Source organism: Dyadobacter sp. BHUBP1 (assembly GCF_050587785.1).
Classification (GTDB): domain Bacteria; phylum Bacteroidota; class Bacteroidia; order Cytophagales; family Spirosomataceae; genus Dyadobacter.
Window position 1 is genome coordinate 127949 of the sequence record NZ_JBOBIH010000011.1, and the last position, 23681, is coordinate 151629.

Below are 23681 nucleotides of genomic sequence, written 5' to 3' on the forward strand. Positions count from 1 at the left end.
CATGGCGGGCTTTGGGAAATGCGATTGTATTATTCTTCGCTGGCGTCGCGGTAGCTGTGGTAAGTTTTGCCTTCGATGAACTCATCGATTGCAATGCTCCCTGCCTTAGGCATACGCTCGTAAAATTTCGAAATTTCGATTTGCTCTCTGTTTTCAAACACTTCTTCGAGGTTATCCACACCGGAGGCAAATTCAGCCAGTTTATTGTTCAGCTCTTCTTTCATTTTGCTGGAAATCTGGCGAGCCCTTTTGGAAATGACCGATACGGATTCATACAGGTTACCTGTTACCGCCGCTATCTTGTCTGTATCACGGGTAATGATCGATGGATTCGTTGCCATAATGGTCTGATATAGTTTAAATTCTTAAAACAAAATAAATGGTGCCTGCTATTGACCGTTCGGTGTATTGACAGCCGGCGTGGTAACCTTAGCCGGTTTGGTAGCCGGGTCCGGTTGAGCTTCTTTCAGTTTCTGACGTTCGGCCTCCACCTTGGCGATTGTTTCGATCTGCTTCTGGCTGTCGTCGTACATTTTTTCGGCGTCGCGGTTATATCTGCCGGTCGGATATTTATCAACAAGCTCCTGGTAGAACTTGACAACATCCTGATATCTTTCTTTCTGCTTATCACTGAAACTGTTAGAAGCCAGATTATACTGGGATTCTACTTTCAGGAACGCAAGCTCCTCATTGTATTGCGAGTCGGGGAAGTCTTTGCGGAAATTTTCAATCGAAATAACCGCCGATTTAAGCGACATCGGGTTAAAGTCGCTGATCTTATGATACAACTTTGCGCGCTCGTAGGCCTTCCTTTCGAGTTTAGATCTTAATTCAAGGATGTAACGGGTACATTCTTCGCGGAAAGGGCTATCGGGATACGTGTTGATAAAATCCTGCATGGCCGAGATTGCCGTGAAAGTGCTCGTCTGATCCAGGTTGTAGGGCGAGGAGTCTTTATACAGCGAAAATGCGTGCATGTATAATGCTTCCTGCGCGTAATCACTACGTGCGTAGGTATCGTAAAATTTCTTGAAGAGAAACTGGCTCGTATTGTATTGGCCCTGATGGTATTGTGAGTAAGCGTAATAGAACTGCGCAAGCTCGGATTCGGTACTTCCTTTCAATAGCGGAATCAGCTCTTCAAACAGCAGTCCTGCGCGGTAATAGTCCGCCTTTTTGTAATAGGCCATGGCAGCATCGTATTTCTGCTGATCCGTACCTGTCTTCTGTAACTTGGAGAACTTACTGCAGGAAGTAACAACAAGGATTGCAATGAATAGCAAGAAATAGCTTGCCGGACTGTTTTTTCGCATATTAACTGCAAAGGTAATAAAAAAAGCTACACGATTCATAACGAATGCGTAGCTGATATAGTGTTAAACGTTAGCCTATTGCTGATGGCGAACGAGCATTTTCTTGGTGGCCACTTTTTTGCCGTCAACGGACAACTGGTAGAAGTACAGGCCAGTAGCCATGTCCCTTGTGTTTATCCGCAGTTTACGATCATTTTTATTGAGTGTAAACTCCTGCATTTGCGAACCGAGCACATTGTAAAAAGTCAGTTTCGCGTCGCGCAGGCCCGGATTGATCGTGAAATCGATTTCGGCATATTCACTCGCAGGGTTTGGATAAACGTTGGAGACCGAAATCTTGTCATTGACGAACAAAAGCTCCTCTGCTTTTAACTGAGCCTCCATTGCAGGGGATTTCTTTTCACTGCCTTTTTCGGCGACTTCGACAGCCAGTGTGCTGTTCTCTGCCGGATTGGCGGATGCAAAAAGAAACGAAGTGTAGAATCTATTCAGCGCTTTTGGATTTTGCAAAGTCAGTGGCTTGTAGCTTACACCACTTGAAAAGTTTGAGAATTTGATATTCTGAGTTGCGGGGGCCTTCTTTTTGCCTACCATGTTCAGGCGGCTTCCCCCCGACACACTTTGGGCCTGTAACCCTTGAATACTCAGGGCCAAGGCTAAAATCATATATATAAAACGTATAGTTCTTTTCATAGCTGCAATCGGATACTTTTTACTAATGCGTTATGTGTTTTTTTAGCTGAAAAGTACGCTACAAAAATATAGAGAAATAATTGTATATTCAAAATATATTGTGCGACCGGGTAACTTTATTTTTGTATGGTAAAAAATCATGCCGATAGCCAACACCGCCGTAATTTCTGATAAAATCTATTTTTCCTGCCAGGTCGTCTTGGCTTTCGTCGGTTTCTCGGCTATACGCCAGTTAAAACCTTCCAGTTGCCTCTCAGCGGGTTTTATTTTCGAAGGGGGGATTAACTTCCCGTCTGGTTTCCCGATGAATGCGATCCGCCGGATGCGATTGTCTTCGAAAAGCAGGTTCATTCTCCCGCATTCGACCCTGTTCAGACCGATATTTTTCTGCTTATCATCTATTGCATAGTAGGCACTTTCCCCGTTGCCGTCTACCAAAACCTGCTTCAATTTGTTTCCTGTCTGGAAGTAGGCGTTGATTGTCCTTCCCTTCACCTGGTTGAATTGCTTCACAAGCGTGTCTTCCGTTATCACGAAAGATTTTCCTTTGAGGAGCATTCTGTTGATCTCATTGCTGACCAGGAATGCCGTGATTGAATCGGCTTCCATTTGGTAATGCTGATCGCTCCAAAGGATCGGTTTGCGGAAGAAACGGATGATTGAATCGGCCGTGTCGTAGGTGATCGAGTCACATTTTCCCTGGAAATCGGATTTGTAAATAAACACATTGCGATCTCCGATCAGCTTCCGGGTGCTGTCACGCGAGTTCTCGAAAGAGTAAAGCGTGTCGGCCCGAATGTAGAGCGTGTCTTCGGATACCACATTTCTGACATAGGCATGGCCAAAAATTTTGGAATAACCTTTTGTCTTCCAATAGTATCCCTCGTCGCCATTCAATACGGTTTTGTCTTTTTTAGCAACGATCACCACATTTCCTTTTCCCTTGCCGTCATTCGATTTCCCATCGACTACCAGGGAATCGGCCGTGAGCGTGTACGTTTCGTTATCGACCGTCGTGCGCGTGTGAAATGCTGATTGCGTCGATTCCGTGTTGTACTGCCCCCGGGTCCCTACGACCGTGCCGTCCTTGTTCACGATCTTGGTCTTGCCATTGAAATAAGACCATTTGGTGATCGAGTTGTAGAGCAGTGTATCGGTCGTGAGCGTGTATTTTTTGTTCACCAGCTTTACGTTTTTGTAATACGTAAATTCTTTGGTGCTGGTGTTGTAAACTCCTTCCTTGCTGGTGAGCACATTCTCCTCGTCGACGGTCCGGCCTGGCAACTTGTAATAGGCCATTCCATTGGCCATATCGTACTCGATTTTCCGGGTTGTCAACGTTTTTTTGGTGTCTTTCAAGACTGTTTTCCTTCCACTTACGATTGCGAGCCGGGTGTTTCCGTAATAATAGAGCGTATCCCCCGTTACTGTAATCGTGTCTCCCTGTACGATCTTGACATTGCCAAATGCCTCGATCATATTGGAGTTGATGTGCTGGATAGCAAGGTTGCTGTATAAAAGTGCTCCCTTGTGCCTGAAAACGCCGTTTGTGACCCGCCGCGAATCGTCGCCGGGCTCGTTGATAATTTCCAGCTCGTCAGACTTTAGGATCTCCACCAGGTTATCACTGGGAATAGGCTGCGCCTGAGGTAATGCTTTCTGTGCGAACAGATAAGGCGAAAAAATCAGTAAGGCAAAGAACGTCAGTTGAAATATATTTCTTTTGATATTGATGACGCCGAAAAGTTTAAAAGGGTTGCAGGTTCCCGCACTATTTTTTTTGTTCATGTTGCTTTTCTTTCTCTTACCTTTGGCTGGATCCTGTCCCGTTGCCATCCGGACGAAGAGATAAATCCATTCTCATTTATTCAAAAGTACACCAAATCCGATTCGCAGGTTCATGTTGGATTCGTTTTTAACTTTTATTAACCAACACACGCCGGATCTGAAACGACAGCCGACTTTGCTCGCCGTCAGCGGTGGGGTGGATTCTGTGGTAATGGCCCATCTGTTTCATACTCTGGGACTTCCGGCGGGCATTGTACATTGTAATTTTGGTTTGAGAGGTGAGGAGTCGGATGGTGATGAGGCATTTGTGCGTGAACTGGCTATGCGTTACAAATTTCCGTTTTTTGTGACAAGGCCAGACGTTAAAAACTACGCAAAAAGTGTTTCCATTTCAACTCAAATGGCAGCCCGAGCACTGCGTTACGAGTGGTTCGAGAAGATCAGGAGTGAGTCCGGTTACAAGTGGATTGCCACCGCACATCACGCGAACGATTCGCTGGAAACTTTGCTCCTCAACCTCGCACGGGGAACCGGCCTAGCGGGACTGACGGGTATTGGGCCTGTCAACGGTCATCTGATCCGTCCGCTGTTGCTCTCAAACCGCGCGGAAGTCAACCGATATGCTGCTGAAAACGCCGTTGAATGGCGGGAAGACAGGAGTAACGAAACAGACGATTACTCCCGGAATAAGATCCGCCATCACGTGATCCCGGTCCTGGCCGAGTTGAATCCCTCCCTGGAAAGTACATTTAATGTTTCGTCAGAGCGGCTCCGGGCGGCCAATGTATTGCTTGAAGCACATTTAGAGCGATGGAAAACGCAAGTTGTTGGGGAGGAGGCTGGTATCCTTCGTATACCGATCGCCGATATATTGGGCGAAGCGGAGCCCGCTTACCGCCTGTGGTTCATTTTGCAAGATTTTGGCTTTCAATACGGCCAGCTGCGTAACATCATTGCGTCGCTGGAAGGAATCCCGGGGAAGCGCTTTTTCTCTCCAACGCACATATTGCTTGTCGACAGAGACTACCTGATATTAAAGGCATCTTTTCAAACTTCCGATCCTGAGACGCTGACCATCGAGGAACCGGGAGCAACATTGGACTGGCATGGAGCGAAGTTCAGTTTGCAAGTATTACCGGCCGGAAGTTCAGTCCACTTCGACAGTAGAACGATCGCGGTCGATTCGGATTTGCTCTCATTCCCCCTGACAGTCAGGAGATGGCAGCAAGGGGACATCTTCCACCCCTTCGGAATGGGCGGTAAACGGAAAAAGGTAAGCGATTTACTGATCGACAACAAAGTTAACCTTTTCGAAAAGGAAAAGATCGCCGTGCTGCTTAATGGTAGTGGCGAAATTGTCTGGGTGGTGGGAATCCGTGCCGACGAGCGGTTTAAAACCACGGCTGCCACAAGCAATATCCTTGTGATTTCCTTCAAGTAACAGAAAATAAAAATGGCCGGATCATAAACCCTGCCATTTTTCCACGAATTTCTATCCTAATATTACTCGGTTAGTTCTATCATGTGCAAGAACGTGAGGAAGTTTGTGAGGAAAAATGACGATTGTCATAATGGTAGAGAATTAATTATAAATTAGCGAAGTCAGGGCTCACATTATGGTTGCATTGGACTGCTAAGGTAGACTCCATGGCGTTGCGGTTCGGATACAAATTCTCTATACAAACAAATAAAGGACTAATAGAAGCAGACTTGAAACAGCAGGATATTTTGAATTTCTGGCGCAATGTTGAGGTATTCAATCTGCCGGATTTCAATAAGGATTTTTTTGCCCTAACACCCAATTCTGCTTTTCCATGGCAAAGCAGGAAACCGCTGCGCAACCCAAAAACAAATGTATGGCGCTATACTTTGCTTTTCGGTAAAATACCCAAAAAGGAAGTTGCAGGTAATATCGAAGCATTGCTGAAGGTAGCAGAAATGCCGACGGATTGGGACGAGCCGATTGTCGGAGATACCTGTTTTTCAGCGTTGTTGCTGGATGAGGATGGACGCCCCGATCCCAAAAGTTACATCCCTGCGGCGTTTATGTTTGGGATAAATTGTCTTGAAGATCACGCAGGTTTAGCAGCTGTTCCAGAGAAAATAGCTGATGCTCAGTCGGATTTTGAAGTACGCTATAATATTCCACCATTTGTTGACGAAACATCGGAAAGGAAAGGGGAATCTGTAACCTGGCGACAACTGGAACAGGAAATAAGATTTTTGAAAGATATTACAAAGGGTTGGAATAACATCCCGATACAAGTTTTTGCTATTGCTAAAGAAGTGCCTAAGGATGCAGAGCCTGATACTAGCTTTCTGAACAGTTTTTATCTCAACGATCTGAACAAGCTTATTGAACAAGGCGAGTCTGCCTACGGGGAGGCATTTAAACAATACCTCAGTGTTACAGTGGACGAGAAAGGCCGGGATGACCTGGTTGTAAATAGGCCTCTTCTATGCAAAACCATTTCGCCTGATTTTATACCGATGGGACGTTGGCCGGCGAAAACGGCCTATGGTCTATATACTGCCCAGGCGGGAGCCGTAAACGTAGCCATCGGCGAACTACAAGACGGAGCCGCCGAAATTGTTGTAAAAAGAGCCATAATGCTGATGACGACAGGTCCGGATGACCTTTTTGCACAATTTACACGGATTGAAAGGGAGGAAGGTTTTAGCGGATATTTTAGGGTAACGACCGATTCGCTATGTGACAGTGGTATTGTGGAGGCTAGCAATAACAATACAGCCGTTGAGAACATCACCAAGGCGCTGCCGTCGATCGAGAAGATAGATCGGGTGGAATTTAGCGACGCTGATCATTTTGCCCGATACTCCGGGCGCCTCATTGAAGGAGAGAGCTGGGGCGTACTAAGTGCAGCACTTGGCAACGCGCAAAACAAGGCTGATTTCAAATGGAAGTTTTGGTTGGGTGACACCGAGAAATCTATTCCCGGCTTTCAGGATATGCTTTGGAGTATTTATAGGGCCCCGGATAGCGATCAGACATTTATATACAAACAAAAAATTCGACGATACAAAAGATGAACTGAAAATACTAATTGACGGGTTCGAACTATTTAAACGAAAAGCCGGCATTTTCCATAATGAATATCCGGCATACCAAGATAATAAAGCAAAAAAATGCCGACTAGAAACTGAACTGAATAAAACAGAAGATGCTATTCGCGCGCTGTCCGGTGAGGAAAGTGATTTGAAAGAGCAAATGAGGGAAACGGATAATTTAATTCGGCTCCTGGAAAGCGTGTTGGCTCAGGTTAAGGAACAAAAGCCTCCGTTTTTCCTTTTTCAAAAGTTATTGAACACGCATGCATATAGGGAATGGGCGGTGGGTTATGGCAATAGCTTACGACAAATTCAGGAATGTTTGGGAAGAAAGGCTTGGTTAACTCAACGGCTTAATGAGGTTCGCTCGGAACTTACACTCAATAGAAATGCTGTTGCTAATTTGAAATGTCAACTAGCCGACATAAACAAAGCCATCGACACTATCTCAAAAACTGTGTAAGTGAAAAATCGGGGTTACTGATCCCGATTTTTTATTTTTAACAAAACACAGCTTATGAGACCAGAGGATCTTTTAACGGATGATTTTTTAAAGCAGTTCAAGAGCCGCGACGCGCTCAATGACTTCCTGGGCCATTTGCAGAAGCGTGGCATCGAGAAGATGCTCGAAGGTGAGCTGGACGGGCATTTAGGCTACGACAAGCACGAACAATCGGCCAACAGTAATTCACGTAATGGCTACGACAAAAAGAAGATTAGGACCAGCTATGGCGAAGCCGAGATCAGTGTGCCGCGAGATCGGGACGCCAGCTTCAATCCCATGATCGTCCCCAAGCGGGAAAGTATGGTTGATGGCATCGAAGAGGTAATCGTCTCGCTGTACGCTAGGGGAATGAGCATCTCTGACATTGAAGAGCAGATCAAGGATGTTTACAATTTTGATGTTTCGGCTTCTACAATTAGCCGCATTACCTCCCGGATAGCTGAGGATATTGTCAGCTGGCAAAACCGACCTTTGGAGCCAGTCTACCTCATTGTTTGGCCGCGGCGGCGGACCGCTGGATGGGATTGTCTTCAAAGTGCGCGAAAACAGCAAGGTCATCAACAAGACAATCTACATCGCCGTCGGTCTTAAACGGGATGGCTACAAGGAGATTTTGGGCATGTGGCTGGGTAAAAGCGAGTCTGCGGCCTACTGGATGAGCGTATTAACCGATATGAAGGCCCGCGGATTGCAGGATATTCTGATCACGGCCACCGACAATCTAAACGGCTTTACCCAAACGATCCGGTCTGTGTTTCCAGAATCTGCTACCCAAATCTGCGTCGTCCATCAGATTCGCAACAGCTGTCGCTACGTGGTCTGGAAAGACAAAAAAGAATTCAGCCGCGACATGAAGGATATCTATGCCGCTCCCACCAGGCAAGCAGCTCTGGTTGCCTTGGAAAGTCTGGAATCGAAATGGAATAGCAAATACTCTTACGCCATTAAAAGTTGGCGGCAGAATTGGGATGAACTGACCGTATTTTTTGATTTTCCATTGGAAATCCGGCAGATTATTTACACCACCAATTTGATCGAAAACCTGAATGGCAAGATTAGGAAGTACACTAAGAACAAGCTGTCATTTCCCAATGACGAAGCAGTATTGAAGTCCGTCTATCTGGCGCTCAGAGAGGCTTCTAAAAAATGGACCATGCCCATTCGGAATTGGGGCATGATCCTGAATCAGTCGCTTCGGCGATCAGGTTTTAACTATTTTTGAAGACAGGGTCAGGCTTTAAGCTCTGCCCAGCCCCGATTGAAAGTTTACACAGTTAATGCGATAGTCCCAAGCCATCGCACGACATTTTGATCTGAAAGAGGAACTCCACATAAAATTCGGGATTGACCATAATAATATTGTTGACGATATGTATTTCTACTTCCCTAAGTGGGAATTCTCCTTCTGTTTCAGAAAAACGTATGACGTGGTTCCGTTTCGGTTTACACTTTTGCGGGTTAGTAAATATTTAAAACGACAAATCTTATCCCGTTTGTCTATAGTATTGGGCTTCGAAAGCTACCGGATTCAGATAGTTTAAAGCGGAATGTAATCTTCTTGTATTGTAATATCCGTCAATGTATTCAAATAGGACTGTTTTTAACTGTTCGAGGCTCTCATAACCACCTTTCGGCATATTCAACTCTGCTTTCAATCTGCTCCAGAACGATTCGGCCGAGGCGTTATCGTACGGATCATCGGCGCGGGACATACTCTGTTTCAGCTTAAAAGTCTTTATTAATTTCTTCATTCTGTGCGACAGATATTGCCCGCCACGATCAGACGGGGTCGCCCGGCGATGTATGATCATCCCGGGCTTTACCCTGCGCCTCAAAAGAGCCCCCTTCCAATGGGTCCCGGACGAGGCTTTCCTGCATATTATCAGCCAATTGCCAGCCAACTACCTGACGAGAGAACAACTCCATCCATACGCATAAATACGCCCATTTGCCCCCTTTAAGAGGCAAATACGTGATGTCGGAAACCCACACACAATTTGGGGCCTTTGGCTTGGGCTGATTCAGTAAAAGATTCGAAGACACCCGCTTCCCATGACTGCTATCTGTCGTCCTTGGAATAAATTTCGGAGGCTGAATAGCTCTCAATCCTTCTCTACGCATGATTTCAGCAATCTTCCTACGCCCGATTTTTATTCCCTTTTGCTTCGAGGATTCTCTAATACGCCTACTACCGTATCGCTTGAAGTTTTGAATAAATTCCTTCCGAATTTCATGCTTTGGCCGGTTATATTTTTTATCAGCGTTGTGGCTCTTCCCTTGACGATAGCGATAGTATGCTGTCCTGCTCACCTCAAAAAGCGAGCACAAATAATTGATCTTGTGCGTCCGAGAAAGCGAGTATATCAGCTCATAGACGTCCCTGAGTTGGACTGGCTCAAGAGACCTAATGCCTTTTTTAAGATCTCGCGGTCAGTTTTCAGGCGCTCATTTTCCGCACGGAGCTTAGCAACTTCCGCAGCTAGCTTCGCTGCTTTATCGTTGCCACTTTCGCCGCTGTTCGATTTTGTCTTTTTCGTTGCCATTCTTCTCCAACGATAGAGAACATTCTCGGCAATTCCAAAAGCCTCCGAAGTTTCCCTGGCGCTTCGGCCCGAAACGAGCATTCTGATCACTTCTTGTTTGAATTCAGGATCGTAACTCCGACGAGTTTTTACGAACATTGGGTCTTTCATTTTGCATCATGTTCAGCAAAAATGTGTCCCGCTTTTCGGAGCCACCTCAGGAAGCATGCGCATCAGACTCGTTAGGGACGAACTCCCAATAGCAAGTGCTGCTTCCGCCGGTTATGTTGTCATTGATAACAATGCTCGCTTTTCTCAAAGTTTGATTGTCCTCTCGCAGTAGCTTGACTTCGGATTCGAGTTCCTTATCCCTTTTGCGAAGGTCTTCTAAAATGGAGTTGCTCTTTTTCCAATTGCATTGCCTCGATCGACCTTCCCTGACAAAATATCGTCCTTTCGCCCTTGCTCTAAACCTCCACGGTATGCATATACTCCACCCAAAAGGGAGAAGACGGCGGCCCCGGCAACGCACACAAGAACTCCAATTCCTGGATCAAGGGTTTTAAGCCAATGCCATAGTTTAGTGAACCAGTCGAAGGGAGCCATGCCAAGCACGTTTAGTGCTACGATGAGAGAGCCAAAATGTTACGAATTCGAATACATTTCACAAAGAAAAACCCTCAATACTGTATGCATTGAGGGTTTTTGAAGCTTTTTTCGCAGAGAGAGAGATTCGAACGGTTTTGTTAACGTTCTGAAAATCAGTTTAATGCAGATTTCTTAAAATTCCCTTCCACGATGCGCGAGGCGTCAAAAAACCCGATAAATGCTATTCTTTTAACTGGTTGATTATCAATGAGTAGTAATTCTGTGTTTTTGTAAAGTTAATACCTTGATTTTTGACTTCAAAAGGCCTTGCGTGATTCATGGAAATTTTCAACAAAGAGATCAAAATCGTCCGCAATTCCGAGCCATAAACGAGTAATTTAAGGGTCAGTGATTAGCATGAATAGTACTAGAAATCGGCAAGTGTATCATCGCTCACATTCTAAATGTGAATTTTTGCGCAAAACCGTCCTAGGGTACGAAACGTGTGAGTGAAGATATTATCTAATGCCAAAGATAACAGAGATTGGCGGCTAGTGAAGGTCGCCTGTATTCAGGAGGCGTTTTTAATTTGAGTTTCCCTTCACGATATAGGGGAGCATATGACAGGAGCAGTCTTTTCTAACCAGACTAACAATAAAGGAAATACTTTCACAAGTCGTCGTATCAGCCAAGTGTGTTTGTATTTGGATGTCACTTAAAGTCGCTAGCTTGCCGACTGGAAGTTCACACTAATTTGGATGACTCCTTAAAATGGAAGATCTTGCGGTCATGGTTTTTTGATAGGACCTAGAAAATTCTACTCTGTCTGTTAGCAGATTTGCCTTTAATCCGACATCCGATCTCCGTAAAGATCACACCCTACTCAGGTACTTTTACCACTATGATACTAGTTCACTTGTCGGTCAGCAGAGCCTTTGCCCCCTTTGGATTTATTAGATAGATTCGTATGTCCGTAGCATCGGAGGCTCAAGTACCCTAGGGTACTTGAAAATCGGTAAGTTGGCCTTTCAGGGGTACGAACCGTTAAAGCCTAAAGTTGCTACATGTGACCATTGCGATTCGAGCTTCCGGCAATACCGTATAATAAATTTAAAGGAGCAGTTTTGTTAAATGTCGGTTAGTGAACTAGCTTGATGATTAGACAAACCCTGTGAACGACAAAATGGAAAAAGTCCTAACATTGCCTGTTTTTGCCGACGCTTTCCAGAATGAGGACGCGTCCTTATGGTCCGATTTGCTTGCTGTTTTTGAATTTCTTCCATGTGTAACTTGGATTGTCGACAGAGATTGTAAACGCTTTAGTTTTTTAACCAAAAATATCAGCACATACTCTGGCTATTGTTGGCAAGATTATTTGCATAATGGTCTTTCTATGCATGAGGCAACTATTCATGCAGAGGACATCAATCGTGTTTCTGACGGTGTTCAACATTTCTACAGCGAGATTGATAAAATTTTAGAAGGGCGATCGATGAGTTGTTTCCGAATATCCGATTACCGAGTTATTAGTTATTCTGGTGGATGTGTGCATGTTCGTGAGCACAGCTGGATCTTTCGACAAGATGCTAATGGCTATCCCAGAGAAGTGATAAGCTGTTTGTTTTTTGAATCCGAATCTAATTTTGGAGATTTGAATACGAGACTCGTCGACTTGGTACATCAACATAAGTCTCGAAAAACAACTTCGCAACCAGAAGGGAAGGGAAAAGTGAAATTTACGGCAAGGGAAACTGAGATTTTGAAGCTGATATGCCAGGGAAAGACAAGTAGAGATATTTCTGAACAACTTTATATCAGCTGTCATACCGTAAACACCCATAGACAAAAGATGATAGAAAAGACTAACGTAAATAATATAGGTGCGGTCATAAGTTATGCTCTCAGACATCACATTATCTAATTTTCATAGGCTGTAGATCTCATCGCTGTATGTTCTGAGTTGATTCATGTCCGTTCAATTATTTGGATCGCCTACCCTAGGTCTTAACGTCTTTCGCAGTAAAATTACAAATTGGGAGATGATTGAGAGATTTCAGGAAGTGAATTTAGTAAAATAATGATGCAGACACCAGCGTCAGATTTTCGATACGCCTGCATAATTTGATAGAATAGCTACATCCATTGAGTCTTTGATGGCCATTTTATCCCTAGGGGAAACTCTGATCCTAACTGGTTTACTTACATATACATTTTGTTAAATACTGAAAAATCAGTATTGCAGAGCTGCTGCAATGGTGGTAGATTTACCACGCATGGGAGTATGTAATTTGATCGTTTTATCTGTAAAGCGGCTCATATTTGCTTGTATATGATGCTAAGTCGATGAATTAGCACGAATGATAAGTAAGGGTATTAACTGATGAAAGTAGTTCTTGGAGGCGAAATTTGTTGGTTAGTAGTGGAAGGGTATTTTTTTCTTTTTGTCAGATGTGATATTTTTGGTTTAGCACTTCAGTTTTCAAGATAGTCAACATGTAGTGGAGTAACATGTTAAAAAAACACGATGCCAAATGATAAAATCCGTTGTTATACTACTATTGATATTTATATCAATACCTCACTATACGATATCACAAAGGAGATTTCGAATAATGGAAAATAGTGGTGTCGAATATATCATTCCCCCTAATAGCAAACTGTGCTTCAATAAAAAAAATGGCGCATTGAAAGAGAGGTTCGGGAATTTCTATTTGGAGTTCAATGGTTTGACCGGGAAATACTCAAGTGATATATCTCGATTAGATGATGGAATTGGATGGTTCTGGAAATCTGATCTATTAGAGAAAAAGCCGGTGAATGGTTGTAGATGCAGTGAATTTATCGGAACAAACTTTAAGTGGCGATTCATTTGGAAAAAGGGAAATTCTAAACTGTTGTTGCAATTTGATTTTAATAGTCTAGTCAGGAAAAGCGTGAAGGCGAATTTTGACTTATTATTTATTGAATTGATAAAATCATTGGCTGACGTTGAAGGTGTGGGTGCATGCGCTTGTATACCGGATATTGTATTCCCAGTGGGTTTTTCTCAGCAATTGGCGAAACGACTACGTGAGTATTTGCCGTTACCAATTGACCTTGTACAAGCAGGTACAGGGTTTACAATTGCTGAGGGTAAATATACATTTATGTTGCTTGATGATGATTATCCTTTGTTGATTGACAATGTGGAAAAGTCAGAAATATCAGTCGGATCGGATAGGAAATTCCAATATAACTGGAATGGAACTAACTTATTCTATTTTCAACGCGATGAATTCGGAGCAATCACCCAGAACATGTTCGCGAAGGTCGCCGACGGGCTTCCGACAAACATTTTTGAGCCACACACTTACAAGATATCATCTTTTGCGGATATTCAATCATCAGATGAGCTAAAAGGTATTTATTATGTGGGCTTAATTCATCCGCCACTGAAGCGAAACAACGACATTTCACGTACTTCATCACTAGGTATGTATAGCGTTAAAGATGATAAAAAAATTGCAGTTGGAAATCCAATTCTATTGCACTTTAGAAGCGATCAGTTATCTGAGTTGAATTTCAATGATTTATTTGGAGGTGGTAGCGATTTTACCCGATCATTTTTCAATGAGCGAGGGTCAATAACTCCAATGATACGTATTTATATAAATGGTGAACAAACGCTAGTTGGTGTTCAGACTCGCCCAGGTGACCTCACACAGCTTCCTCGAAATTTTACCCTATTCAGGAGATTTAAGATTGGATATAGGAAGGTACAAGGTACAAAGACTAAAATGATTTTTCTGCCTAATGATCATCTTATTTACAAGCCATGATATTCCGCCAGCACGCCTCCAACTTAAACTACTTTTTGCCTATTGATGCTGCAAAAAATTGTAAACTGTTTGTTTTTACGAACAAACGTATAAGTGACTTTTCGTTGCTTGATGCTCTCGCAGGTCAATATTCAGAGAATTACTTGCTTGTCTTTTACAAGAATACGATCGACTATTCAGACCTTACGAGGCAAATATTGCTGGAGAAGATGAGTGGTTCTAGCCGAATATATTGGCTCGATGATTTTGACAGTGAAACTGTTAGCGCTGCATCATACATCTACTTAAGGCAAAGCGAGGTTTTGGGGTTTAGTAATCTCGGCATCGGTGGAAATGATCCCAATATCCAACTTTTACACCGGGGCGTGCGCGGGGAAATTAGGTTGGATGCTAGCCAAACATGCCTGACCATTGAGCCGCCCGTCGGAAGGAACTTTGAGTTCATTGCTCATGGCGTGGAAAGTAGGGTTGGGTTGATAATTATTTCACTGACGAATGCCACGATTAAAATTGGGAAGTATGTCATGGCCGCACGTCACTCTGTGGGAGCCGTTAATTTCCAACTATTGCGCAAAAAAGGTGAGGAAATGTTGCAGCCTGTTTCACCCTATTTTATCGACCAGGACAATACTCCCTCTCCAAGGTCAGTAAAAGTTCATTATTTTGATAAGGATAGTTATAATCAAAATGCGGATGTATTCGTAAGCCTTAAACCGTTTAAGATCGTCTCCAATTTTGTAGACTTGTTTTCAAGTTATGCGGAGGTTGCGTTCAGAGGCGATACACTAACTAACTTCTCAGATGAAAACGGTCGACAATTTTGCATTAGAAGAAATGGCAAAACCCTTTGTAGAGTAGCGTCGCTAGAATACAATGCCTACGATAGCGCTTCAAAACGTTTTTTTCTAATTCCTGAAGACGGTGAGACTCTTTCATTGTACTCGGAGAGCGGAGACACCCAACAACTGTTGGCCGGATTTAGCGGTACCGAGGCTTTTGCCCAGGAAAGGGGTATGTCTGGCATACGATTGACCTTCCGGGAAACGAACAAGGTCAGCATCAACAAGGCCGAAGGTGACCTTGATGAAAGGGGCGACTCTAAGACATCTTTGCTGGAGGTCGGTAAGAGGGAGTACTGCTTAGATTCTGAAAGGGCGCCTATTTTCCTTAACAATGCACCTGAGACAGCCTATACATTTGTCAATAGAGCGAATTTGATTGCGCCCATCAGTTTACCAATTATTCCGACTTTCACTTTTCGTGACGATACGGATTTTGGGGAACTTGAGGAAGTATTCCGAAAGGTGCGATTGAAAAAAGTAATTGCTAATGCAAAAGGAAAAAAGCTTTTATCTCCAACCGGATCGTATATAACGCCGCAAGGTTTTCTTAGGCAAGGGAGCAGCTATGACCTTATAAAGAACGAGGCAAAAAACAGATTTGATAAGACCACAAGGAGTCTCGGAACGTTTCAATTCACGATCTCTGACAATAGAGAAGATCTGGATGCGTCGATTCGCAAAGATGAAGTATTCTTTGTGATGACTCCAGGGCTTTATAAAGAGTATAATGGTGCTGAGCTCAAGGCTCATTTCGCAGTAAACACATCTTCGAAGCTGGACGAAGTGTTTCAGGTAGATATCACACCATTTTATAATAGGGCAACCCCCAATGAACACAATAATTCCATTATTATCTTCAAATTTCATAAGAGGCCACTTATGGAGTTATTGAAAGACACTACGAAATGGTCCAATAACGGCGATATACTAGGCAACCAAAAGTCTTTGAAAGAGGTGTTGCGGCAAATCAGTGATGGAAATTTGCTCGACATCGACGATCCATATTTCAATGATCGAATATTCTCAGACCCTAATTGGAATGGAGTATTAATATTGAATGTTCCTATAGGAAGCACCAAAAACCTTCCAGGAATATTCGGAGGACTATCGAGTTCTCAGCGACTTAATAAGAGCGATAATAATCAAAAAATCGCTCTCACTACGGAGATGAACTTTAAATATGTAGCCTTTCCAGTAAACAAAACCAAAATTTCGAGTTCTAAAGTGTCCATATCATCTACATCCTTTTATGGGATGATCGACTATAACCCATTCGAGCATGATGCGGACTATAAGAAAGTCTCGAAGTATTTGGATAACACTGCTTGGAAATTCGTTTTGTCGAAGCTTAAGGTACGATTCTTTAATTCGAAAATCAGTTTTTTTGAAGCATTTTCTTTTCTTCAAGTGCACCAACTATTTGAAGATTCTGTTAAGTTCGATCCATTTGTTCTATCGCACGGCGATGATGGGAGAAATGACAAAAAGCCAAACTTGATCCGCCTTGAAGGTAGTTACCAAAAGAACGGAGATAATACGGGACAGTTTTTGTTCAATGCGGAACTAAGTAGCAGCATTAATTTCGGTGCTGACGCAATTTTAAAAGCGATTACTGTTAACCGAATAGGATTTTCTTATGACGCTGGTGCACAAGATTTTCGGTTTGATATAGACGCAAGTGCAAAGTTGAGTGATTGGAAGACTCCCGAGTTGATCTCGATTAAGAGCATTGACTTCTCTAATATTGGACTTAGGTTTAAAGTTGACGATGTTAAGCTACCTGTGGTCAGCTTCGACTTGTCAAAGCTTTTTGTTTTGCCGCAGATCGATTTTGATTGCGAAGGTCTACTTAGCAGCTTTCCTATACGTTTTAGTCATTTCAAAGGCTTCAAACTGACACATGACAATGCAGGAAAATTTAGTATTGATTATGATTTTTTTACCCTTCCTGGATTTCGCAGACCAAATATTCCAGCAGGGATTACTTCATTTTTTTCGTTCATCTTCGATTTTGACCTTGGAACACTAGGTAATCTGGCAGCTCTGAAGGCGCTAAAAGGCCAGCTGCTTTTTGGGTGGAGTACCGGCGGGGGGTTTGCTATGGGTTTAAAAATTTCGGGGCCTAGTACGTCCGGCTTTCATATCGACCTTTTCGGGGCATTAAAGCTCGATATTGAAAAGGCCGATTTTTGCCAAATAAATAAGCAATTTATGTTAAGGCTTGTTAATGCAAGACTAAGCGTCCTAGGGATGGAGATGCCGTCGAAATATAACGTCTTCAGCGCTTTAATCTTTGCTGGCAAAGGCAGTAAGGTCGCTTGGCTATTGTCTTATACAACTGGGTCAGACGATGATGTGACCCGAAATAAGCTCACGCTCGGCATTGGGCAAAGAGTCGGAATCCCGGACCTTTTCGGGATTACCAGTGTGGATCAGGCTATAACGTCGATGAAGAGAGTTTTCGATCCGAAGCAAGATGCCTGTAAAACAAAAAGATTTCCGGAGACTGTTTATTCACCTGAACGGAACTGGCTTGTAGGATCAGAAAACATTGTCTCTGATTCCTGGAAGGATGTTCTTGATCTCAAATTTGTGTTTAATGATCCCGTCCTCTATGGCGTGTTTCTCCGCATTGTCGGATTGCTGGACGTGGAGATAATGTATAAAAAGGTCTCCGACGATCTTGGGGTATGGTCTCAGGAACTTGCCCCAGACCCCGCGATACGCAATATCGATATGGGCGGGGCTGCGGTGACTCTTCCAGTGCTTGATGTCGATCTCTATACTAACGGTGACTGGCGCGGTGATATCGGCTATCCACGGTCGACGGACGATTGGGCTAGATCTTGCCTAATTCAAATACGACCATTTGTTGGCTGGGCAGGGTTTTACATAACCAGCTTGCGCAATGCTTCGTTTTCCCTTTTTGCACAATACCTGCATCTATTACCCAAGGACCCGAACAATCCTAGTAGTAAGCCCGGCGAAGGATGCAACATTATTCAAGCAGGATTTGCGTTTCGCATAGGTATAGGTGCGTATATAGATAAGGGTATTTTTTACGTAGGTGCCTCTATCAGCGTTTATGGTCTAATGGAGGGTGCGTTCGCCTTCAACAAGGGACAGCGCAGCATCAAAAAGCTTTTTCCAGATCACTTTGCACTGCGAGGGCGAGTCGGCGCCATTGCGGAATTAGTAGGGTATGTTGACTTCAAGATCATAAAAGCCGCCATTCACGTCATTTTGCGCGTAGAATTTGGGTTACTCCTAGCATTGATCAATAGCAAATTACAGCCTGTGCCTATCTATATCGAAGGCAGTGTGAAGGTAAATGTAAGCGTTACGATTTGTTGTTTCCGAATTTTTCGCAAACGGATTTGCATTGTGATCCACCTTTCCTTTCAAGCTACTGTGCGATTTCCGTATACTCTTGGCGGCGGTAATCAAGGGCTGTTGGCATCAAAAGCAAATGTCGCGAAACTTGTACACGGGCCGATAAACGTGTCCTTTGGTAATGTGCCTGTCGTGTATATTCCGGCTATAGTTCAGACTGGCGAAAAAGGCAACATGTTAGTTCACCAGCTCGCTATCAACTTTTTTGGATGTGCATTCAACGGAGGCAAGTTGCAATTTTCGCGCACTAACGTACTCAAAGATCAAATCATCAGGCCTATCATAACAGCCGTACTCAACACTGGCCTAAAGACATATTCTGAGCTACGCGAGGTCTTTCTCGAAGGCGCCAATGGAAACAATACCCCCTTCATAGTCAATTCTTTTACCCCTGTGATCTTTACTGGCTATAACGATCTAGGGGACCGGGCTTTTCTGCGTGATAATTTTCTATTTAGCGAAACAGAGATTGATAGCTATATTGCGTTGAATACAACCGCAAACTGTGAAGCTGGCGGAAAGGAGTGCCCTTTTAGGATGGTGCCAGTGCCAATGACGTCAAGTCTCAAAGTGGTAGGGACAGGTGGTACGATTTTTACAACCGACAGGACCGGTTTCACAATCTCACTCAGTGGTCTTTTTGTGGACGCAGCTGGAAGTACTGACGTATCAACTCATGTTCGTAGGGAGGAGATGTACACTGACGCGCAGATAGAGGAGATCAACCAACACTTCGATGGATATGTTACCCAGTTTATTGACAGGAGTAAAACAAAAAAAATTGCAGCCACTAGTCTAAAAGACATCCGAGAAGACTTCATTCTACCAGAGTATTTTAAATTAATCGGGCTTCTTTCTATAGAAGCATTTTACAGTTTCCTATGTGCAAAGCCGGAAAACCGGAACAGGCCCGATTTCGACCCCGAAATTAAGCTGGCGGAACTGTTTTCTGATACGGGGGAATGGATATTCAACGATCATCTCGAATCTCTGATCGGGCAGTTGAATTATTTTTATAACAATGGTCTCCGTCTGCCCGATGTGATAACCGGCAACCAAACTAAGGCGTATTACGAAGCACTTAACCTTACAAATAGAATTGATAAGATACTGCCTCGACCGGATATTGCAACTGCCGATATAAAGTTGACAAAGGCTGGCACCACAATATCGGTAAGCTTAAAGAATGACCTATTCACAGATCAAGCCGGCCTCGACGAATTCGCTGATGCTGGACGAAAGAGCCTATCTACTGACTTCGATAAATTAATAGAAGAGTTTACATCCGTACAGAAAACCTCCCCTTTTGAACTGCCTAAGGTCGAATTGGGAGTCGCCAATAGTATCACTAATACCCATGAGGGCGGCGTACTGACTAGATTCTTTGATGTGCCGATCAAGATTGCTCAATACTTTAAGAAAGATAGGGTGGCTCTTGATCTTTCTGTGATTAACAATGGTGACAATTCGTCCGCACCACTTTCATTTACGCCTTGCATTCAGATTGCTGCGAAGGTGAAACCACACATTGTAAATGGAGAAACAAGAGTGGCTGAACTTATCAATGTATATGCTGATGACCTTATCTTGATGCACAAAGTGATGGAGTCGGGTCTACGTTTCGAACGAGTTACAATTTACTTAAAAAGCGAAAAGGACAACATAGTTCAATTGCTACCGCTTATCAAAGCCGGTGAAGAGGGAAAAACCCTCCTAATACGTGCAAACCTGTCGCCAAAAACACATCCACCTGTTATACTTGATCGTCCAATTACAGCGCGGTTGGTTGAAGATGAGTCCTACGTCGCTAGCCTTGCTGAGCAAAAGACGTTCATTAAATTACTCTGGCAGGCTCTTACAACGAATAATTCTGGATACCACCTTGTAGAAAGCCCAGACTCAGTCCTTTTTGCTCAAATGGCCGGAGCGGTTGGAGGAAGGACTGTACTGGAGTACACACTAATATTCTCATTTGAATCCGAAGCAGACAAACCTTTTTCCGGCATACATAATTATCTCAAAGTGGCTAACAGTGCTGATCTATTCAAGGATCTCGACAAATATACGTGTAGCTTGTCTGTAAAAGTGATGCAGTTGCTCAGTGAAGATGGCGGAACAAAAGCATTAGAGCCACTCCGCGAATACCATCCAAAATTACCAGCACACTGCTTCGGTTTTAGTATAGAAAGGTCCACACCGGATGTTGTTGCCGGACATGATAAATATCTTCCGGTGGAATTTGAGATCGTGAATAACACAGATATAAATAAGGACAAGATTTTGCCACTGATGCCGTTGGAGCAAAACAGCGATGCAAACGACATACAAACCGCGGGAAAACTAACCTACTCGCATGTTTCACCGCTACATAAGGTCAGTGACGTAGCTAACATCGATCGCTATAGGAACGTTGGTAAGAATTTTAAACTCAAGTTTAGCGTTCGCGACACTTTTGGCTTCCGAGCGGTAGACCTTAAGCAGCTGCTCGATTACAACCATGTCTATTTTGACAAATTGATCCCAATGACCTCATGGCCTGTCGTCGCTTGCAGTTACTGGTTCCACGAATTCAAAAACAATGAGCTGGTATTCGAGCTAAAGTTGACGGCGTTTCCTAAGGGACAGGAAATAGCTGACGAAGATAAGTCCGAGATTCTTAACACGCTCCACACCATTATCGCACAATTGACAGATGGCAGGGTAACTGTTAAGCTAAATTATGCTATTCAAACAGACCTTAAGAGTTTGTTGTTAAGCTTCCTTACATATGCAGTTGCAAATATCGACACACCAAAAGAGAAAGAAAGCACCGGCATATATTTTAACATTGCTGGAGATGACGATTTTACCAAAATCCTTGCCCCGGAAATAACTATTTCTCGCCCCACTGACGATAAGCTATTCGTAGAACTTCCAGCGACTGTTTGGGATAAGGCACTACTGCGAAACACCACTTATAATGTGGTGGCAACAAATCCCAAAGAAGGCGTTGACCGAAATCAAACGAGCACACCTGTTTTACAAAAAGAAACAATTAGACCCCTCAACGACGCAATCAGTTCTGGAATGAGCCCTTATTGCCTCGGACTTGGCAACGATGTGGGCGGTGCCAAGGTACTTTTTCTAGTCAGGAAGGATTATTTGAATGCAATCGGAATGCCATCTTCTCCGTTGCCGCGAAAAAACTACTTTGGTATTACCCCGTACAGTAACCAACTTTATGCGGGCAAATATACACCAACTATGCAAGGGGCTCATGAATATAGCTTTGTCGATATTGATCTCGATGTTGCGTTGAGCAAAGTATTAACCAAAATTGATAATTTGCTTTCTCCTACCCGGATCGGCACACTTGGACTTCAGAGCATAACCGAGCCCGCATACGTTCAGAAGCTGGTAACTGCTAAAAAAGCTCTTGTAGAATCAGAGCTGAACGAGAGGACTGACAATATCGATAAAAAGGTCTCATCCGTACAACAAGGCAAGATCCGTGATGAGTTTAGATTTCTTTTGTTGGAACGACTCGAGAATTTCTATGCTTACGACGGTATCATTAGCCTACAGGCTTTTGTACCAGACGATATCAAATCTAAGCTAAGTGGCTACCGCTTTACGGTGGGTGTTCAGAAAGACAAGAAATACAATATAGTGTCCTCCAAGCTTGATTTCGATCTTCCACAGCCGAACTGGGCTATCCTTTTCGACCAAGTTGAACCATCTGAAAATATCGACATTGAATTCGCTCCTGAAATCACCCATATCGAGACGGATATACAGCCGATGATCGAGGATATCGAGAAGTCGACTTGGATACAGCTGGTAGTACCAGTCAAGCTGAATTCTATCATTAGCACAAAGCATGCCAATCCAGATGAGCAGTGGCCAACCATTCGCCGTGTGTTTCCTCCAAAGCCGATTATTATCGAACATAAAACTGCACAATTGCCAAGATCCGGTAAATTGACCTGGACGTCGACCCCGGATCTCGGAAAATGGCACTATTTTCTGAAACTGGCTGATCCGTACGAAGCTAATGATGAGTTAGACCTAAATCTTAGGATCAGGGATAACGGCGTTTTAAGGACTGTTGCAAACATTCGGAACTTCAAAGGGTTTATCGCCTATTGGTCTTCTCGTTTCGATGCCGAAGGCTATCTTGATACCGATTTTATAGACGACTTCGCGCACCAGATGAAGCTCTCCAAACCCAGCTCCCGAGTCAAAACCATTGCTGAAAAAGCATATCGTTTTAGACTTCTTAAGTCATCCAGTGGATGGATAGCAAAACCCGTTTCGGTGATTCCTTTCAATATTAAGTTGGTTCAAGAGCCAGGGAGCATCAACATTATTCTTGATGGGGACGGTTTCGATGTTTTCCAGATTACAAATCGTATCACTGCTGTAAAACCTGAAATCAAAGCAGTTCGCAATAGACGTGCTGAAAATGACGCGTTTATTTATGTAACCGACACTGTAACGCCATCTATGTGGGCCTGCCTACACATCCAAATCGATGCACCCATTAGAATGGATGACGGGCTTAAGTTGCAAACAGTATTCGATACCATTGAGACACTCAACCTGCCATACAAGTCGACTGTGAAATTCCTGATTAATACGACAGACTTGGATAAATACCGCGAGGCCGGAATACCAGTCGTATTAATACGTCAAATGGAGTTGGCAAAGGGAGCTAAGCCTTCTATTTCACCGGTGGATAAACTTTTTGACGGTATTTACAAAAATGGCTTTCCTGCGTTAGCTCTGACAGTTTACAATGACGAGTCTAATGAGAATGACCTTCCCTTGTTTACAGCAGCTACAATTTTTAAAACTAGTCCGAAAATTAAAAAAGCCAGAGTGAATAAAGTCGATGCACTAAATCCCCTTAATGCTCAGCAAAACATTAAACCTAAAAACACTACATGAGTCTGAATACTACCTCTCAAAGTTTGGTGGGGTGACGTATCGGATAATTAGATAGCTGTGTTTCTGAAATTATTGATACAGTGGCTAACCGCTTCAAGTCTTCCGTTCATGCTCGCCCCTCGTGCGAATTTGCTCTTCAAAGCTGGTCGTGAAGCTTGATAAGCGTAGATGAGATGTGACTGCAGCAGTTGTTAAATAGAAATGCCATTACTAAGACCTTC

General features: G+C 43.5%; 12 protein-coding genes and 1 pseudogene. 6 read left to right on the top strand and 7 right to left on the bottom strand.

Translation table 11 applies throughout. From position 1 onward, the window contains the following. Positions 1 to 29 precede the first annotated feature (29 nt). The 4 genes from ACQ4MZ_RS28720 to ACQ4MZ_RS28735 form a co-directional block, all read right to left on the bottom strand. On the bottom strand, positions 30 to 341 hold the full coding sequence (locus ACQ4MZ_RS28720; RefSeq protein WP_015814652.1) for a DNA-directed RNA polymerase subunit omega: 312 nt from the start codon (positions 339 to 341) through the stop codon (positions 30 to 32). 48 nt (positions 342 to 389) lie between these two features. Beyond that, positions 390 to 1313: an outer membrane protein assembly factor BamD gene (locus tag ACQ4MZ_RS28725; RefSeq protein ID WP_430851105.1), complete on the bottom strand. Its 924-nt coding sequence runs from the start codon at positions 1311 to 1313 to the stop codon at positions 390 to 392. A 75-nt stretch (positions 1314 to 1388) separates the two neighbouring features. Beyond that, positions 1389 to 1979, bottom strand: a complete 591-nt coding sequence (locus ACQ4MZ_RS28730) for a T9SS type A sorting domain-containing protein (protein WP_430851107.1) — start codon at positions 1977 to 1979, stop codon at positions 1389 to 1391. A gap of 204 nt (positions 1980 to 2183) precedes the next feature. After that, on the bottom strand, positions 2184 to 3794 hold the full coding sequence (locus ACQ4MZ_RS28735) for an OstA-like protein (RefSeq protein ID WP_430851109.1): 1611 nt from the start codon (positions 3792 to 3794) through the stop codon (positions 2184 to 2186). 112 nt (positions 3795 to 3906) lie between these two features. Between ACQ4MZ_RS28735 and tilS the strand changes: the two genes are divergently transcribed. From tilS to ACQ4MZ_RS28750, 3 genes and pseudogenes are all read left to right on the top strand, one after another. Beyond that, positions 3907 to 5235: a tRNA lysidine(34) synthetase TilS gene (gene tilS, locus ACQ4MZ_RS28740; protein ID WP_430851111.1), complete on the top strand. Its 1329-nt coding sequence runs from the start codon at positions 3907 to 3909 to the stop codon at positions 5233 to 5235. 269 nt (positions 5236 to 5504) lie between these two features. Continuing rightward, the gene (locus ACQ4MZ_RS28745) at positions 5505 to 6845 is read left to right on the top strand and encodes a hypothetical protein (protein ID WP_430851113.1); all 1341 of its coding nucleotides are present in this window, start codon (positions 5505 to 5507) and stop codon (positions 6843 to 6845) included. 535 nt (positions 6846 to 7380) lie between these two features. Continuing rightward, positions 7381 to 8609: pseudogene (locus tag ACQ4MZ_RS28750) on the top strand (IS256 family transposase). A gap of 243 nt (positions 8610 to 8852) precedes the next feature. Here ACQ4MZ_RS28750 and ACQ4MZ_RS28755 read toward each other — a convergent pair. From ACQ4MZ_RS28755 to ACQ4MZ_RS28765, 3 genes are read right to left on the bottom strand one after another with little or no spacing between them, the layout of a single operon-like run. Further along, positions 8853 to 9179: a transposase gene (locus ACQ4MZ_RS28755; RefSeq protein WP_430851115.1), complete on the bottom strand. Its 327-nt coding sequence runs from the start codon at positions 9177 to 9179 to the stop codon at positions 8853 to 8855. Next, a complete protein-coding gene (locus tag ACQ4MZ_RS28760; RefSeq protein WP_430851149.1) occupies positions 9148 to 9678 on the bottom strand; it encodes a DDE-type integrase/transposase/recombinase in 531 nt (176 codons plus the stop codon). Before ACQ4MZ_RS28760 ends, ACQ4MZ_RS28755 begins: the two co-directional genes overlap by 32 nt. 53 nt (positions 9679 to 9731) lie before the next feature. Beyond that, positions 9732 to 10049: a transposase gene (locus tag ACQ4MZ_RS28765; RefSeq protein WP_430851117.1), complete on the bottom strand. Its 318-nt coding sequence runs from the start codon at positions 10047 to 10049 to the stop codon at positions 9732 to 9734. Positions 10050 to 11661: 1612 nt separating this feature from the next. Between ACQ4MZ_RS28765 and ACQ4MZ_RS28770 the strand changes: the two genes are divergently transcribed. From ACQ4MZ_RS28770 to ACQ4MZ_RS28780, 3 genes are all read left to right on the top strand, one after another. Further along, positions 11662 to 12399: a helix-turn-helix transcriptional regulator gene (locus ACQ4MZ_RS28770; RefSeq protein ID WP_430851119.1), complete on the top strand. Its 738-nt coding sequence runs from the start codon at positions 11662 to 11664 to the stop codon at positions 12397 to 12399. A gap of 691 nt (positions 12400 to 13090) precedes the next feature. Continuing rightward, a complete protein-coding gene (locus ACQ4MZ_RS28775) occupies positions 13091 to 14296 on the top strand; it encodes a hypothetical protein (protein ID WP_430851121.1) in 1206 nt (401 codons plus the stop codon). After that, entirely contained in the window at positions 14293 to 23460 is a 9168-nt protein-coding gene (locus ACQ4MZ_RS28780) for a hypothetical protein (protein ID WP_430851123.1), read from the top strand. Before ACQ4MZ_RS28775 ends, ACQ4MZ_RS28780 begins: the two co-directional genes overlap by 4 nt. Positions 23461 to 23681 lie beyond the last annotated feature (221 nt).